Annotated in this window: 16 protein-coding genes; 8 read left to right on the plus strand and 8 right to left on the minus strand. The window is 61.3% G+C overall.

Annotation, left to right across the window (positions count from 1 at the left end; all coding sequences use genetic code 11):
• Nucleotides 1-6: 6 nt before the first annotated feature.
• Nucleotides 7-1,146, minus strand: coding sequence for a muconate cycloisomerase family protein (locus tag CD175_RS10095; RefSeq protein ID WP_167399512.1), 1,140 nt, complete (start codon nucleotides 1,144-1,146; stop codon nucleotides 7-9).
• 124 nt (nucleotides 1,147-1,270) lie between these two features.
• Between CD175_RS10095 and CD175_RS10100 the strand changes: the two genes are divergently transcribed.
• Entirely contained in the window at nucleotides 1,271-2,158 is an 888-nt protein-coding gene (locus CD175_RS10100) for a LysR family transcriptional regulator (RefSeq protein WP_104448771.1), read from the plus strand.
• Nucleotides 2,159-2,341: 183 nt separating this feature from the next.
• On the opposite strand, the gene CD175_RS10105 is transcribed toward CD175_RS10100, so the two are convergent.
• The gene (locus CD175_RS10105; RefSeq protein ID WP_104448772.1) at nucleotides 2,342-2,581 is read right to left on the minus strand and encodes a DUF1652 domain-containing protein; all 240 of its coding nucleotides are present in this window, start codon (nucleotides 2,579-2,581) and stop codon (nucleotides 2,342-2,344) included.
• A gap of 119 nt (nucleotides 2,582-2,700) precedes the next feature.
• The gene (locus tag CD175_RS10110) at nucleotides 2,701-3,600 is read right to left on the minus strand and encodes a polysaccharide deacetylase family protein (RefSeq protein WP_104448773.1); all 900 of its coding nucleotides are present in this window, start codon (nucleotides 3,598-3,600) and stop codon (nucleotides 2,701-2,703) included.
• A gap of 172 nt (nucleotides 3,601-3,772) precedes the next feature.
• Between CD175_RS10110 and CD175_RS10115 the strand changes: the two genes are divergently transcribed.
• Nucleotides 3,773-4,453: an SOS response-associated peptidase family protein gene (locus CD175_RS10115; RefSeq protein WP_104448774.1), complete on the plus strand. Its 681-nt coding sequence runs from the start codon at nucleotides 3,773-3,775 to the stop codon at nucleotides 4,451-4,453.
• A gap of 94 nt (nucleotides 4,454-4,547) precedes the next feature.
• Here the strand turns inward: CD175_RS10115 and CD175_RS31325 are convergent, their stop codons facing one another.
• From CD175_RS31325 to CD175_RS10125, 3 genes are all read right to left on the minus strand, one after another.
• Nucleotides 4,548-4,694: a hypothetical protein gene (locus tag CD175_RS31325; protein ID WP_167399513.1), complete on the minus strand. Its 147-nt coding sequence runs from the start codon at nucleotides 4,692-4,694 to the stop codon at nucleotides 4,548-4,550.
• A 65-nt stretch (nucleotides 4,695-4,759) separates the two neighbouring features.
• Nucleotides 4,760-5,071: an AzlD domain-containing protein gene (locus CD175_RS10120; protein WP_015095729.1), complete on the minus strand. Its 312-nt coding sequence runs from the start codon at nucleotides 5,069-5,071 to the stop codon at nucleotides 4,760-4,762.
• On the minus strand, nucleotides 5,071-5,769 hold the full coding sequence (locus tag CD175_RS10125) for an AzlC family ABC transporter permease (protein WP_041474903.1): 699 nt from the start codon (nucleotides 5,767-5,769) through the stop codon (nucleotides 5,071-5,073). Before CD175_RS10125 ends, CD175_RS10120 begins: the two co-directional genes overlap by 1 nt.
• Before the next feature lie 169 nt (nucleotides 5,770-5,938).
• Here CD175_RS10125 and CD175_RS10130 point away from each other — a divergent pair, with 169 nt between their 5' ends.
• From CD175_RS10130 to CD175_RS10145, 4 genes are all read left to right on the plus strand, one after another.
• The gene (locus CD175_RS10130) at nucleotides 5,939-6,874 is read left to right on the plus strand and encodes a sensor domain-containing diguanylate cyclase (RefSeq protein ID WP_104448775.1); all 936 of its coding nucleotides are present in this window, start codon (nucleotides 5,939-5,941) and stop codon (nucleotides 6,872-6,874) included.
• Nucleotides 6,875-7,159: 285 nt separating this feature from the next.
• Nucleotides 7,160-8,035: a 4-hydroxy-tetrahydrodipicolinate synthase gene (gene dapA / locus CD175_RS10135; protein ID WP_104448776.1), complete on the plus strand. Its 876-nt coding sequence runs from the start codon at nucleotides 7,160-7,162 to the stop codon at nucleotides 8,033-8,035.
• 60 nt (nucleotides 8,036-8,095) lie between these two features.
• On the plus strand, nucleotides 8,096-8,452 hold the full coding sequence (locus CD175_RS10140) for a DUF2784 domain-containing protein (protein ID WP_104448777.1): 357 nt from the start codon (nucleotides 8,096-8,098) through the stop codon (nucleotides 8,450-8,452).
• Between the two features lie 132 nt (nucleotides 8,453-8,584).
• Nucleotides 8,585-9,502, plus strand: coding sequence for a LysR family transcriptional regulator (locus CD175_RS10145; protein WP_104448778.1), 918 nt, complete (start codon nucleotides 8,585-8,587; stop codon nucleotides 9,500-9,502).
• Nucleotides 9,503-9,512: 10 nt separating this feature from the next.
• Here the strand turns inward: CD175_RS10145 and CD175_RS10150 are convergent, their stop codons facing one another.
• Nucleotides 9,513-11,057 (minus strand): sensor domain-containing diguanylate cyclase, encoded by a 1,545-nt coding sequence (locus CD175_RS10150; protein WP_104448779.1) that lies wholly within the window; start codon nucleotides 11,055-11,057, stop codon nucleotides 9,513-9,515.
• An 81-nt stretch (nucleotides 11,058-11,138) separates the two neighbouring features.
• Nucleotides 11,139-11,666: a DUF3087 domain-containing protein gene (locus tag CD175_RS10155; RefSeq protein WP_205886326.1), complete on the minus strand. Its 528-nt coding sequence runs from the start codon at nucleotides 11,664-11,666 to the stop codon at nucleotides 11,139-11,141.
• Between the two features lie 234 nt (nucleotides 11,667-11,900).
• On the opposite strand from CD175_RS10155, the gene ppnN reads away from it, so the two are divergent.
• Both ppnN and CD175_RS10165 read left to right on the plus strand, forming a co-directional pair.
• Nucleotides 11,901-13,274, plus strand: coding sequence for a nucleotide 5'-monophosphate nucleosidase PpnN (gene ppnN / locus CD175_RS10160; protein ID WP_104448781.1), 1,374 nt, complete (start codon nucleotides 11,901-11,903; stop codon nucleotides 13,272-13,274).
• 89 nt (nucleotides 13,275-13,363) lie between these two features.
• Entirely contained in the window at nucleotides 13,364-13,804 is a 441-nt protein-coding gene (locus CD175_RS10165; protein WP_104448782.1) for an NUDIX hydrolase, read from the plus strand.
• Nucleotides 13,805-13,854 lie beyond the last annotated feature (50 nt).

Here is a 13,854-nt window from a genome sequence, read left to right on the forward strand (position 1 = left end):
CTCTCCTCAGGCTTGATGAGTGGTCTTGTCGCGACGGAAGAACGCCAGGCGCTCTTCATCCAGGCTCAGGCCCAGGCCCGGTGTTTTCGGCACGTGCAGTTCAAAATCGCGATACACCAGCGGCTCGCTGAGAATGTCTTCGGTCAGCAGCAGCGGGCCGAACAGTTCGGTGTCCCACGCCAGTTTGTTCAGGGTGACGAAGGCATGGGCCGACGCCATCGTGCCCAGGCCGCCTTCGAGCATGGTGCCGCCGTACAGGGCGATACCGGCTGCTTCGGCGATGCAGGCAGTACGCAACACGGCGCGCGGGCCGCCGTTCTTGGCGATCTTCAGGGCGAACACCGAGGCCGCGCCTTCGCGGGCCAGGTTGAACGCATCTTCCACGCATTCGATGGATTCGTCGGCCATGATCGGCGCCGGGCTCATGGCGTTCAGGCGGGCCATGCCGGCGCGGTTGTTGCGCGAGATCGGCTGTTCGATCAGGTCGATGCCGTTGCTGCCGAGGATTCGGCAGGCACGTATTGCGACGGCTTCGTCCCACGCCTGGTTGACGTCGACACGCACGCTGGCGCGGTCACCCAGGGCTTTCTTGATGGCGATGACGTGGGCCAGGTCGCGATTGACCTCGCCGGCACCGATCTTCAGCTTGAAGATGCGATGGCGGCGCAGATCGAGCATTTTCTCTGCTTCGGCGATGTCCTTCTCAGTATCGCCACTGGCCAGGGTCCAAGCCACCGGCAGTGCATCGCGAACACGGCCGCCGAGCAATTCACTGACCGGCAGGCCAAGGCGCTTGCCCTGGGCGTCGAGCAGCGCGGTTTCGATACCGGATTTGGCGAAGGTGTTGCCACGGATGCTGCGCTCCAGGCGCAACATGGCGGCATTGACGTTGCCGCTGTCCTGGCCGATCAACAAGGGTGCGAAGTGCGTGTCGATGTTGGTCTTGATGCTGTCCGGGCTTTCGTTGCCGTAGGCCAGGCCACCGATGGTGGTGGATTCGCCGATGCCTTCGATGCCGTCGGCGCAACGCACGCGAACGATCACCAGGGTCTGGTTCTGCATGGTGTGCATGGCCAGCTTGTGCGGGCGGATGGTCGGCAGATCGACGATGATCGTCTCGATCGACTCAATGGCGGTTGCAAGCATTTCGATACCCGTCAGGTTCTTGAAGTTCTGAGTCGGATTCTCATACGGCTTTTTCCGGGCGGCCAATATAGAATTGGTCTGGCTTGATACCTTAAAGGTATTCAATTGAAAATCCGGAGGCCCCATGGAACTGCGTCACCTGCGTTACTTTCAGGTGCTGGCTCAAACCCTCAATTTCACCCGCGCCGCCGAGCGCCTGCACATCGCCCAACCGCCATTGAGCCGGCAGATCCAGCAACTGGAGGACGAACTGGGGGTGATGTTGCTGGAGCGCGGCCGCCCGCTGAAGCTGACCGATGCCGGGCGGTTTTTCCATGAGCACTCCACCGCCCTGCTCGAACAACTGAACAAGGTCTGCGACAACACGCGGCGTATCGGCCTGGGTGAAAAGACCTGGCTGGGTATCGGCTTTGCGCCATCGACACTGTATGGCGTGCTGCCGGAACTGATCCGCCGGTTACGCAGTGGCGAACCACTGGAGCTGGAATTGGGCCTGTCGGAAATGACCACTCTGCAACAGGTGCAGGCATTGAAGGCCGGGCGCATCGACATCGGTTTTGGCCGGATCCGCATCGACGACCCGGCCATCGTCCAGACCGTGCTCACCGAAGACCGCCTGGTCGCCGCCCTGCCCGCCGGCCATCCGTTGCTCGCCGGCCCCATCAGCCTGCGGGAACTGGCCAGGGAGCCCTTTGTGCTGTACCCCGGCAATCCACGGCCGAGTTACGCCGACCATGTGATCGCGCTGTTTGAGTCCTACGGGGTGAGCATCCACGTCGCGCAGTGGACCAACGAACTGCAAACGGCGATCGGTCTGGTGGGGGCGGGAATCGGGGTCACGCTGGTGCCGGCTTCGGTGCAGTTGCTGCACCGCGACGACATCGGTTTCACACCCTTGCTGGAAGACAACGCGACCTCACCGATCATCCTCAGCCGACGGGTGGGCGATGTTTCTCCGGGGTTGAACCATTGCTTGCGGATGATTGATGAGCTGTTGCCGCCGGCCTCCTAAGCAGATAGAGCGGCAAGCCATTACTTGTGGCGAGGGGGCTTGCCCCCGTTGGGCTGCGTAGCGGCCCTAAAAGCGTTACCCGGTTTCCCGGACATGAACGTAAGGACCATTTTGGGGGCGCTTCGCACCCCAACGGGGGCAAGCCCCCTCGCCACAGGTCAGTGTTTACCCTGTCGGCAACGATCAGCCCGCAAACGCCCGGCGCCCTGCCTTCATCTCGGTACGCAACTCGCCGATAAAATCAGAGATGGCGCGCACGCTGGTCAGTTCGGCTGTCGAGACACCACTGATCAGCAGCTCCACCCGCCCGGTGACGGAGTCGAAGACTTCGATGCGCAGCAGCCCGAGATTCTCCGTGCACTCGCACGACAGTGGCTCGAAACCGGACTCTACGATGTTGCAAAGCACTGAAATCGGAAGCATGGCCGGTCCCTCGGGCGACAGTCGATTCTATTGGATCCGTTTCAGCATAGTTACACTTTGCCGATTCTGCGCCAGTAAATTGCCGTCAATTTTGTTATACCCCTCGCATTTCCGGCAGCTCAGTGGGAATTACCACCCCAGATCCAGTTCCAGAACCCCGGCAACTCGACCGGCTGCGAGCCATCGCGCACGGTTCGCGCCATGGCCGCCCGCTGTAGCGCAGCCTGGTCGTCGTAAAACGGCTTGTCCGCGGTTTTCACCCCGGTCTCCCGGGCGCTGTCGAGCAGAATCTGCAGGTATTCACGGGTATGCCGGGCGGTATAGCGGTTGAGGTCGTGAAATGTCACCACGACCGGAATCACCCCATCGACCACCGGCAATTCGCCACGAGCGATGCGTTCGCGCACTTCAGACATCGAGCGCAGCATGTGCGACCGGCGCCGGGGGCTGGCGTTGAAACCCCAGATCTTGCCGTCATTGGCGCTCAAGTCCGTAAGCAGCACGTGCAAGCCATGCTGTTGATAAGCGGCGAAGGTGCGCTTGTCGTAGTTCCAGAATGGCGGGCGCAGCAGGGTTGGGGGGGCACCGGTGATCGCCGCGATGTCGGCGCTGCCATCGGTCAGGGCCTGCTCCAGTTCTTGCGGCTCCAGCGAGCGATGATTGGTGTGCCAGGGCGTTGCCGTGTGGAAGCCCAGAATGTGACCTTCGGCGTGTTCGCGCCGCATGATGCCCCGGCCCAATTCGCTGCCACCGGCGCGCGGCGCGCGGGTTTGCACGAAGAACACGGCTTTGATCCCCGGCTGCAACGGGTTTTGCGCCAGGCTCTCAAGCACCGTGACGGTCGGGTTCCACCAGCTCGATGCACTGGGACCGTCATCGAACGTCAGCAGAAAACGGATAGGCGGTTGCGCCTGCAAACGCTGTTCGGTCTGCGGCGTCATTGCAATGGGTGCGGCGATACAACCCAGCAAGCCAACTGCCAGGGCGCACACCGTTAAACACTTGAACCACTGTTTCATCTTTTGCCTTGGGCCAGACCATCACGATTGAAATACAAATTGGCAGGAATCCTTCGCCCGAGACGCCGGGCCGAGGTTGGATAAGGTACACAGGCTTTGGTTCCGGCGCTTGCCAAGCCTGTTTCGTCGCCAGCTACTAAACTGAAAAAACGCTCAACCAGAGTGTCAGGCCATGTGCGGACGACTGTCGCAATACCGCGGGATTCACGACTTCGTGGCGGTGCTGAGCATCCCCGACGCGCTGGTCAATCACGTCGGCAACGAACCCCTGGCGCACTATAACGCCGCGCCCACCACGCAACTTGCCCTGCTGCACCTGGAGAACGAGCGGCTGCACGCCGACGCCGTGCGCTGGGGTTGGCGGCCGCACTGGGCAACGGATCGCACGGAGCCGATCAATGCCCGGGTCGAGAAAGTCGCCCACGGCCCGTACTTCCGGGCCATCTGGCCGCATCGCGCGATCTGCCCGATCGATAACTGGTTTGAGTGGGTCGACGCCGGTGACGGCAACAAACAGCCCTGGCTGATTCGGCGACGGGACCGGGCGCCGGCTTTCTGCGCGGCCATCGGCCAATACCCCATCGGCGGAGCCCCGCACAGGGAGCACGACGGTTTCGTGATTCTCACGGCAGACAGTGCAGGCGGCCTGCTTGACGTGCATGACCGGCGGCCGGTGGTGTTCTCGCCCGAGCTGGCGCGGGAATGGCTGGACCCGGCCACGCCCAAGGAAAGAGCCGAGGAAATGGCGTTATCCCAGGGCGAGGTCAGTAACGTATTTGAGTGGTTCAAGGTGGACAAGGCCGTCGGCAATGTCAGGAACCAGGGCGCCGCGCTGATCAAGGAAGTTCCTTGAATCTGTCGATAACGACAAAAGCCCCACTCAATGGAAAGGAAATTGTAGGAGCGAGCTCGCTCCTACAATGGCGGGGCTTTGTTGTTTGGGTTGATCAGAACTTGCGGTCAGGCTCTGACAGTTCCTTACCGTCGTCAGGATGCTTCCAGTCCGGCATCGACCGCTTTTGCTGCTCAATCTCTTCTTCCGTGGGTTCGTCCACGTCTTCTTCCGGGTCCGGACGCTTGGGTTCATTGGCCATGTTCACCTCACTTCCCGAAGGGATCGGTCATCCACTTTAAGCTTAGATCAGTTCCCCTGCTCCGCTCAGAGCCACCAGCGCAGCAAAAAGAAAAAGCCCATGCTCAACAGCATGCTGAGCAACGTATTGCGCGTGTAAAGCACCAGCCCCACCGCCACCAGCGAGCTGATCAGATAGGGGTTGTCCCAGTGCAGGTTCAGCTGTTTTTCCGGCATGAACACAATCGGCCCACAGATAGCCGTCAACATGCCCGGTACGGCAAACCCGAGGAACTGCCGGGCATTGCTGCTCAGGCGCACCGGCAGGCGCGGCTCGAGAAAAACGTAGCGGTTGAGGAACACCAACACGCCCATTCCGACAATCACAGCCCAGACCATCATGTGCGTCCACCGTAGAATTTATTGCAGACAAACCCCGCGGTCATCCCCGCCAGCCCCGACAGCACCAGCGCTGAACCCCATTGCCAGTAGCTGAACAGCACCGAGCAAAACAGCGACACCGCCACGCACACCACGGTCGGCACGTTGCGGACCACCGGGGTGATCAGGGCAATGAAGGTGGCCGCGATGGAGAAATCCAGGCCCAGGTGTTCAAGGCCCGGAATGCTGCTGCCGAGTACAATGCCCGCCAGGGTGAAGAGGTTCCAGGCGATGTAGAACGTCAGGCCCACGCCCAGGGCGTACCAGCGATTGAATTGCTGCTTGTCGTGCTGGCTGGTCAGGGCAAACAGCTCATCGGTGAGCAAGAAACCCAGCCCCGCACGCCAGCGCCCCGGCAATGGCGAAATCACCGAACGCATGCTCATCCCGTAAAGCAAATGCTGGGAGGTCAGCAACAGCGTGGTGAGCAAGATCGAAAAGATCCCGGCACCGCCCTTGAGCATGCCGATGGCCACCAGTTGCGCCGCACCGGCAAACACAATGCTCGACAGGCCCTGGCCTTGCAGGGGCGTGAGGTTGGCTTCGATGGCCATGGAGCCGGCCAGCAAGCCCCAGGGCGCGGTGGCCAGGGACAGCGGCATGATCGCCGCAGCGCCGCGCAAAAAGGCGCTGCGCGGCATGAGTGAGTTGGGCATGACGTTCTACAGACAGGGAAAGACCTGAGACTTTGCCAGCTGTGGCGGCCAATGGCTTGAACAATCTTGCTCACTGAGACGCTTGCTTGCCATTCATCGGCTGCCCGCTTGATTCGCCTCGGTGGTAGCAACATGATGGCCCTGCATTTTTCATCGAGGCAGGCCCTTCATGATTTCAGCCGAAACCGACAGCGACGTTTACAAAACCCTGCTTGAGTCGACCAAAGCCATTCCCTGGCGCATCGACTGGAAAACCATGACCTTCAGCTACGTCGGGCCACAGATCGAAGAACTGCTGGGCTGGAAGCAGCACAGCTGGGCCTCGGTCAATGACTGGGTCGAGCGCATGCACCCGGATGACCGCGACTACGTGATGGACTTCTGTGTCTCGCAATCGCGGGCCGGCATCGATCACGAGGCCGACTATCGCGCACTGACCGACAGCGGCGAGTACGTGTGGATCCGCGATGTGGTGCACGTGGTGCGCAAGGACGGCGAAGTCGAGGCGCTGGTGGGGTTCATGTTCGATATCAGCGAGCGCAAGAAAACCGAAGAACACCTGATCCGCCTGCAAAAACAACTGGAGGAGTATTCCTTCCAGGACGGCCTGACCGGCATCGCCAACCGCCGCATGTTCGACACCGTGCTGGAGCGCGAGTGGAACACGGCCCAGCGTAACGGCTTGCCGTTGTCGGTGATCGTGCTGGATATCGATTATTTCAAGCAGTACAACGACCACTACGGCCACATCAAGGGTGACGAATGCCTGCGTCGCGTGGCCCAGACCCTGTCCATGGCGGCAAACCGGCCACGGGATTTCATCGCCCGGATCGGCGGTGAAGAGTTCGTCTGGCTGCTGCCGGAAACCGATGCCGAATCCGCACGGCTGGTGGCGCACAAATGCCTGCACCTGATTCGCCAGCAGCAGATCCCCCATGAATTCTCGAACGTGTCGAAGCTGCTGAGTATCAGCCTCGGCGTCGGCACCACCCTGGCATCGATGCATGCGACGGCCCTGGAGCTCGTCGAGCAGGTCGATCATCTGCTCTACAAGGCCAAGCACAATGGCCGGATGCGCGCCGAGTTCGCTGATTTTCGTGATTGACAAAAGGCGCGCCAGCTTTTAAAACTGGGCGCCTCACTCAGGGTGTAAGCAAGTATGTCCGCAACCTTCAACCTCAACACTTCCGTCATTGGCTTGATTGCCAAGGCGCAAGGTTGCGTTGCGCACGCCCTCAAATCGAAGAAACAGTCGCTCATGTGACCGGGGCGCGCTGTCCCGTCAGATGAGCTGACAGGACATTGAGCGCGACGGACCACACTCCCCTTGCTTACTCTCCTTCCATGCCCCTGACGGTGACGAAATCGGTCAACCATCAGGAGAAAAAGCATGTCAGCGTTTCAGGGTATCTGGGTTCCACTGGTCACCCCCTTCCACAACGGCGCCATCGATTTCGTCGGCTTGCGCCGTCTGGTCAGCCATCTGCTGGAAAAAGGTGTCGACGGCCTCATCGTTTGCGGCACCACCGGCGAGCCGGCGGCGATGGGCAAACATGAGCAACTGGCAGTGCTTGATGCGGTGCTGGAGCTGGTGCCGGCGCAACGGGTGGTCATGGGCCTGGCCGGCAACAACCTGACCGAGTTGTTGCAGTTCCAGAGCGAGATCCTCAAGCGCCCGGTGGCGGGCCTGCTGGTGCCGGCGCCGTATTACATCCGCCCGTCCCAGGCCGGCCTCGAAGCGTTTTTCCGCACGGTCGCCGATGCCTCCAGCGTGCCACTGATTCTCTACGACATCCCCTACCGTACCGGCGTGGCCTTCGAACAGGCGACCCTGCTCAACATCGTCGCCCATGAGCGAATCGTCGCGATCAAGGATTGCGGCGGTAACTTTTCCAACACCCTCGCCTTGCTCGATAGCGGCCATGTCGACGTGCTGTGTGGCGAAGACAACCAGATCTTCAATGCCCTGTGCCTGGGCGCCAAAGGCGCGATTGCCGCGTCGGCGCATGTCCATCCGGAACTGTTCGTGCAGTTGCACCGGCAGATCCGCGACAACCGATTGGCTGAAGGCCGCGCCACGTTTTTCCGTCTGCTGCCGCTGATCAATAGCCTGTTCCTGGAACCCAACCCGGCCCCAGTGAAAACCGCGCTGGCCCTGCAAGGCTTGATCGGTGACGAACTGCGCGCACCGATGCAACGCAGCAGCGAATCGATGACCGAACGTTTGCAAGGCGTGCTCAGGACATTGGATCGCGACAATCGATAGAGCGCCCGCCACCGGCCCGAGTACCATGGAGCGATTCGATCAGCCTTCAGGGGCACCGACATGCTGTACCGAATCGCCGCCGACGGGCTGATGCTGTTTCACCTGTCGTTCATTGTGTTTGTCGTGTTCGGCGGGCTGCTGATACTCAAATGGCGCCACCTGATTTGGTGGCATCCGCCCGCTGCGCTGTGGGGTATGGCGGTGGAGTTCTTCCACCTGCCCTGCCCGCTGACCGACTGGGAAAACCGCATGCGCCATGGGGCCGGACAAACCGGTTATGGCGGTGGGTTCATCGAGCATTACATTTGGCCGGTGATTTACCCGGCGGGCCTGACGCCCGGCATTCAGTTGGGTTTGGGCAGCGTGGTGTTGGTGATCAATGTGTTGGTCTATCTTCGATTGATCCGTACTTCCTGAGTCACCCCACCCTGCCTCTGTAGGAGCTGGCTTGCCAGCGATCGGCCTTGAGCCATGCATCGCACTCGCGAGCCCCTTCGCCGGCAAGCCGGCTCCTACAAGGTTGTCGTGTTCGTTTGAGGATTTTTGCACATGCTGTCGACCGAAGACCTGGCGCTACTAGAAGCAATCCGCGAAACCGGCAGCCTGTCGCGGGCGGCGGCGTACCTGGGCAAGGCGCCGTCGACCGTGTCCTATGCGGCGCGGCAGCTGGAGGAACGCTTCGATGCGTTGCTGTTCGACCGCCGTCGCTACCGTTTGCAACTGACCCCGGCGGGTGAGTTGCTGGTCAACGAAGCGGCGCGGCTGATGCAGGACGTCTCGCGCCTGACCCAACGGGTCCGGCAAGTGGCCAATGGCTGGGAGAGCCGCCTGTGGATTGTCACCGACGAGTTGCTGGAGTTCGAAACCCTGATCCCGGTGATCGACGAGTTCGATGCGCTGCAATCCGGCGTACCGCTGCGCATCACCCAGGAGGTCCTCAAAGGGGTCTGGGAGGCCCTGCGCGAAGGCCGCGCGGACCTGATCATCGGCGCCACCAATGAGCCAGCGGCGATTCCGTCCTTGCGCTGGATGCAACTGGGGGAAATGGAATGGGTGTTTGCGGTGTCGCCCAGACACCCGCTGGCCAAGGCCAAAGGCCCGATTAGCCGGGCCATGGTCGCGCAGCACCGGGCCGTTGTGGTGGCCGATTCGTCCAGAGTCAGCGAGGGCAGCACCTACGGCGTCACCGGTGGGCAAGCGGTGCTGGCCGTGCCGACCATGGGCGCGAAAATCCTCGCCCAGTGCCATGCGCTGGGGGTGGGTTGGCTGCCGCGGCACCGGGTTGGTTCGCTGCTGAAAAACGGCACGCTGGTTGAAAAGCCGATGGCCGACCCGCGCGAACCGAACATCCTCTACGCAGGCTGGCGTGGCGACCATGACGGTCGCGCCCTCGGCTGGTGGCTGGAGCAGCTTGAAAAACCCGGCCTGGCGACCCGACTGGTTCAGGGAACGGACCGGTTTGCCTGACGCCTGAGCCTCAGTTGGCAATCACACTCATATTGCGCCCACTGGCCTTGGCCACGTACAGCGCCTTGTCCGCCGCAGCGATCAGGTCTTCGGAGCGAACCTGGGACGCACCATTGCTGGCACACACGCCAACGCTGACGGTGACGGCGCCTTCCGGGCTGTCGCTGTGGGCAATTTCAGCCTGCAGCACCGCGCGGCGGATTTTCTCCGCCACCAGGAATGCCCCCACGTAGTCGTTGCCGGGCAGCACCACCGCAAACTCCTCGCCACCATAACGGGCGGCCAGATCACCGGGGCGCTTGATGTTGTCGGTGATGATCGCACCGACCTTGCGCAAACACTCATCACCGGCCGGGTGACCGTAGCGGTCATTGAACGGTTTGAAATGATCGACATCGATCATCAGCAGCGCCAGCTCGCTCTGGCTACGCCGGGCACGGCCCATTTCGGCATCGATGAACGCGTCGAGCTGACGCCGGTTGGCCAGCCCCGTCAGCGCATCCTTGAGAGCCAGGCCTTCGAGGTTGCGATTGACCTCCAGGAGCTTGTCCTGGGTGTCCAGCAACTCGACCTGCACCAGGTTCTGCTGCTTCATCAGCTTGATCAGCCGGAACCCCAGTCCCCCGAGAACACTGAGCAACAGCGTGACGATGCCGGCGCTGAGCAGCGTTTCCTTGCGCCAACTGGCCAGCACTTCATCCTTGTTCAGTGCGGCAAACACGATCAGCGGATAACCCTCGACCCGGCGGTACCCCGTCACCCGCTCGACACCGTCGATGACCGACGTGATCGTGGCCGTGCCCGCATCGCTCTTGGGCAACAACTGGGTGAACAACGGGCTCTTGGCAAGGCTGCTGCCGATATCCGACTCCTTGAAGGGCCGCCGAATGACAATGCTGGCGTTGTCGGCGATCAGGGTGATCACGCCATTGCTGCCCATGTCGATGCTGTCGTAGAGCTGCAGAAAATGAGTGAGGTAAATCGTCGCCAGCGCCACGCCGGCAAAACTGCCGTCGGGATGATTGAGCCGACGCGAAACCGTCAGGATCCACTCGCCGCTCGAACGGCTCTTGATCGACGGCCCGATGTGCGGCCCACGGCTGGGGTTGTCGCGATGGAAGATGAAGTATTCGCGGTCGGAATTGTTGACGCCGGTTTGGCCGGCGCCATTGGAATTGGCGAGCCACTGCCCTTTTTCGTCGAAAACGAACAAGCCATGAAGCTGGCTCAACTCACTGCGCTGGGCATTGAGCAATGCCGGCAGCCGGGATTGATCCACGCCGTCGTGTTCCAGGCGATCGACCAACGTGAACAGCAGCGTATCGGCCTGCTTGATCGTTGCCTGCGCTTGCGAAGCCAGGGTCTGCGCCAGGTTGGACATCACCACTTGCTTGTCATGCAGGTGGTACAGGCGTGAGCTCCAGGCTTCCCAGATCACGATAGCCACCATCGACAGGCACACCGCCACCAGCAAGGTCACCGCCGAGCGGACCTTGAGCCTTGCCACGGCTGGCCGAAGCATTTCAATTTGATCGTTGATCAATGGATGTCCCATGGTGCTCCCTGTGTCGATGACGGACGAACCTTCCTGATCGCCGTTTTTGCTCACTATGCCCGAGCCGGGCTCGCCATGATGTTAGCGCGGCGCCTGCTTTAGCGCCTCCAGCCACGCCGGATCGAGCCGTGTCTGTTGGATTTCGATGCCCTGCGCTTGCATCCGTTCCTTGTGCTGGTCCATTTCGCGGATCAACTGGCCATGGTCACTGGAGTTGCCATCGAGTTGATGCATCTGGTTCAAGCCCAAATGGTAGAAACGCAACAGCTTCATCGCAACCGGATCACCGCGTTCCACGGCCGCCGTTACATGATGCATGACATTGGTGATGCTCATCAGGCTGCGCTTGAGTTGCCAACTGTAGACCGCAGGCGCCATCCACGCCTGGCGCCAGAACACCTTGCGCATCAGCGCCACCATCACCAGCACGGCAACAAACACGCCACCGACGTTGAAGCGCAGATTGTCGCCCCCGGGCGTGCCGAACAGCGCCACTGCCGCCGAGGACAGCAGCATCGCCAGCGCCAGGAAGATCAGGGCAATGATGACCGTGCTGCGCCGCGTCTGTTGCCGGTAGGTGTCAGCGTTCATCGGCTGGATTTCGAACATTGCGTCGGGTTTCCTGAGCTGAAAGGGTAAAAAGGGGTCTGAGGCAAAAAGACAGCGGGCCATTATCCCCTCTGCGGGGGATTTAGCTATGCTGGGGCTCCTTTTCATCTTTTCATCGTCAAGCGGGGGACATGGCGAGACCGCGCAGTTCGTGCCATCTTCTTTCATGAATACACATTATTCGGATGCCATTCGTAGTTGCTGTGTGAATGACATCGTTTTAAGGATCATTGAATGACCCAACGCCAAGTTATCAACGCCTCCGTCAGTCCAAAAGGCAGCCTGGAAACGCTCTCGCAACGGGAAGTCCAGCAATTGAGCGAGGCCGGTTCCGGCAGCACCTACACCCTCTTTCGCCAGTGCGCCCTGGCCATCCTCAACACCGGCGCCCATGTCGACAACGCCAAGACCATTCTGGAAGCCTACAAGGATTTCGAGATCCGCATTCACCAGCAGGACCGCGGTGTACGCCTGGAACTACTGAACGCCCCGGCCGACGCCTTCGTCGACGGCGAAATGATCGCCAGCACCCGGGAAATGCTGTTCAGCGCCCTGCGTGACATCGTCTACACCGAAAACGAACTCGACAGCCAGCGCATCGACCTGAGCAACTCCCAGGGCATCAGCGACTACGTCTTCCACCTGCTGCGCAACGCCCGCACCCTGCGCCCCGGCGTCGAGCCGAAGATCGTGGTGTGCTGGGGCGGGCACTCGATCAACACCGAAGAATACAAATACACCAAGAAAGTCGGCCACGAACTGGGCCTGCGCAGCCTGGACATCTGCACCGGATGCGGCCCCGGCGTGATGAAAGGCCCGATGAAAGGCGCGACCATCGCCCACGCCAAGCAACGCATCCACGGCGGCCGCTACCTGGGCCTGACCGAACCCGGCATCATCGCCGCCGAAGCGCCGAACCCGATCGTCAACGAACTGGTGATCCTGCCGGACATCGAAAAACGCCTGGAAGCCTTCGTCCGTGTCGGCCACGGCATCATCATCTTCCCGGGCGGCGCCGGTACGGCCGAAGAGTTCCTGTACCTGCTGGGCATCCTGATGCACCCGGACAACGCAGGCATTCCCTTCCCGGTCGTCCTCACCGGGCCGAAACATGCCGCACCGTACCTGGAGCAACTGGACGCGTTCGTCGGCGCCACCCTGGGCGACGCCGCCAAGCAGCACTACCAGATCATCATCGATGACCCGGCCGAAGTGGCGCGCCAGATGACCCAGGGCCTCAAGGCGGTCAAGCAGTTCCGCCGCGAGCGCAACGACGCGTTCCACTTCAACTGGCTGCTGAAAATCGACGAAGGCTTCCAGCGCCCGTTCGACCCGACCCACGAAAACATGGCCAACCTGAAACTGAGCCTCGACCTGCCCTCCCACGAACTGGCGGCCAACCTGCGCCGCGCGTTCTCCGGCATCGTCGCCGGCAACGTCAAGGACAAGGGCATCCGCCTGATCGAAGAGCACGGGCCTTACCAGATCCGTGGCGACGCCGCGATCATGCAACCGCTGGACCTGCTGCTCAAAGCCTTCGTCGCCCAGCACCGCATGAAACTGCCGGGCGGCGCGGCGTATGTGCCGTGTTACCGGGTGGTGGCTTGACCCTTTCGGTGTAATAACGCCGACATGAGCTTTACCGTCGCGGGCCGCAGTGAAAGCTGCGGTTCGCGGCACTCTATGGAAAGAAAAAAATGCGCCAACGCAATTCCGCCAGACTGCTGGTGATCAATCCCTCGCAACAGGTTCTGCTGTTTCACTTCCAGCACAAAGGCGATGCCCTCGACGGCCAAAGCCACTGGGCGACACCCGGTGGCGGGCTTGAACCGGGTGAATCCTTTGAGGCTGCGGCGGCTCGTGAACTGTTTGAAGAAACAGGCCTGAATGTCGCAGCCGTGGGAGCCAGCGTTGCAGAGCGCAGTTTTCCGATGATGCTGCCAAGCGGCGAAACGGTGTTGTCGGTTGAACGGTATTTTGTGGTTCATACCGACAGTGAACGCCTGTCCCGCGAAGGGTGGACGGCTAACGAGGTTCGGGTCATGGCGGAGCATAAATGGTGGTCGGTGGCCGAGTTGCGAGAGACCCGAGAAACGGTGTGGCCTGAGCACTTGATCAAGATGCTGGAAAGCGCCTGAAGCGTTCCGGCGTACACAAACCCTGTGGCGAGGGGGCTTGCCCCCGTTGG

Source organism: Pseudomonas laurylsulfatiphila (genome assembly GCF_002934665.1).
GTDB lineage: Bacteria > Pseudomonadota > Gammaproteobacteria > Pseudomonadales > Pseudomonadaceae > Aquipseudomonas > Aquipseudomonas laurylsulfatiphila.

Coding starts and splice junctions, on each gene's coding strand:
- CD175_RS10130 (WP_104448775.1), top strand. CDS start 5,939: ATGATTTCAGCCGAAACCGACAGCGACGTTTACAAAACCCTGCTTGAG.
- CD175_RS10150 (WP_104448779.1), bottom strand. CDS start 11,057: ATGGGACATCCATTGATCAACGATCAAATTGAAATGCTTCGGCCAGCC.
- CD175_RS31325 (WP_167399513.1), bottom strand. CDS start 4,694: ATGGCCAATGAACCCAAGCGTCCGGACCCGGAAGAAGACGTGGACGAA.
- CD175_RS10100 (WP_104448771.1), top strand. CDS start 1,271: ATGGAACTGCGTCACCTGCGTTACTTTCAGGTGCTGGCTCAAACCCTC.
- dapA (WP_104448776.1), top strand. CDS start 7,160: ATGTCAGCGTTTCAGGGTATCTGGGTTCCACTGGTCACCCCCTTCCAC.
- CD175_RS10140 (WP_104448777.1), top strand. CDS start 8,096: ATGCTGTACCGAATCGCCGCCGACGGGCTGATGCTGTTTCACCTGTCG.
- CD175_RS10095 (WP_167399512.1), bottom strand. CDS start 1,146: ATGCTTGCAACCGCCATTGAGTCGATCGAGACGATCATCGTCGATCTG.
- CD175_RS10120 (WP_015095729.1), bottom strand. CDS start 5,071: ATGGTCTGGGCTGTGATTGTCGGAATGGGCGTGTTGGTGTTCCTCAAC.
- CD175_RS10110 (WP_104448773.1), bottom strand. CDS start 3,600: ATGAAACAGTGGTTCAAGTGTTTAACGGTGTGCGCCCTGGCAGTTGGC.
- ppnN (WP_104448781.1), top strand. CDS start 11,901: ATGACCCAACGCCAAGTTATCAACGCCTCCGTCAGTCCAAAAGGCAGC.
- CD175_RS10165 (WP_104448782.1), top strand. CDS start 13,364: ATGCGCCAACGCAATTCCGCCAGACTGCTGGTGATCAATCCCTCGCAA.
- CD175_RS10115 (WP_104448774.1), top strand. CDS start 3,773: ATGTGCGGACGACTGTCGCAATACCGCGGGATTCACGACTTCGTGGCG.
- CD175_RS10145 (WP_104448778.1), top strand. CDS start 8,585: ATGCTGTCGACCGAAGACCTGGCGCTACTAGAAGCAATCCGCGAAACC.
- CD175_RS10125 (WP_041474903.1), bottom strand. CDS start 5,769: ATGCCCAACTCACTCATGCCGCGCAGCGCCTTTTTGCGCGGCGCTGCG.
- CD175_RS10155 (WP_205886326.1), bottom strand. CDS start 11,666: ATGTTCGAAATCCAGCCGATGAACGCTGACACCTACCGGCAACAGACG.
- CD175_RS10105 (WP_104448772.1), bottom strand. CDS start 2,581: ATGCTTCCGATTTCAGTGCTTTGCAACATCGTAGAGTCCGGTTTCGAG.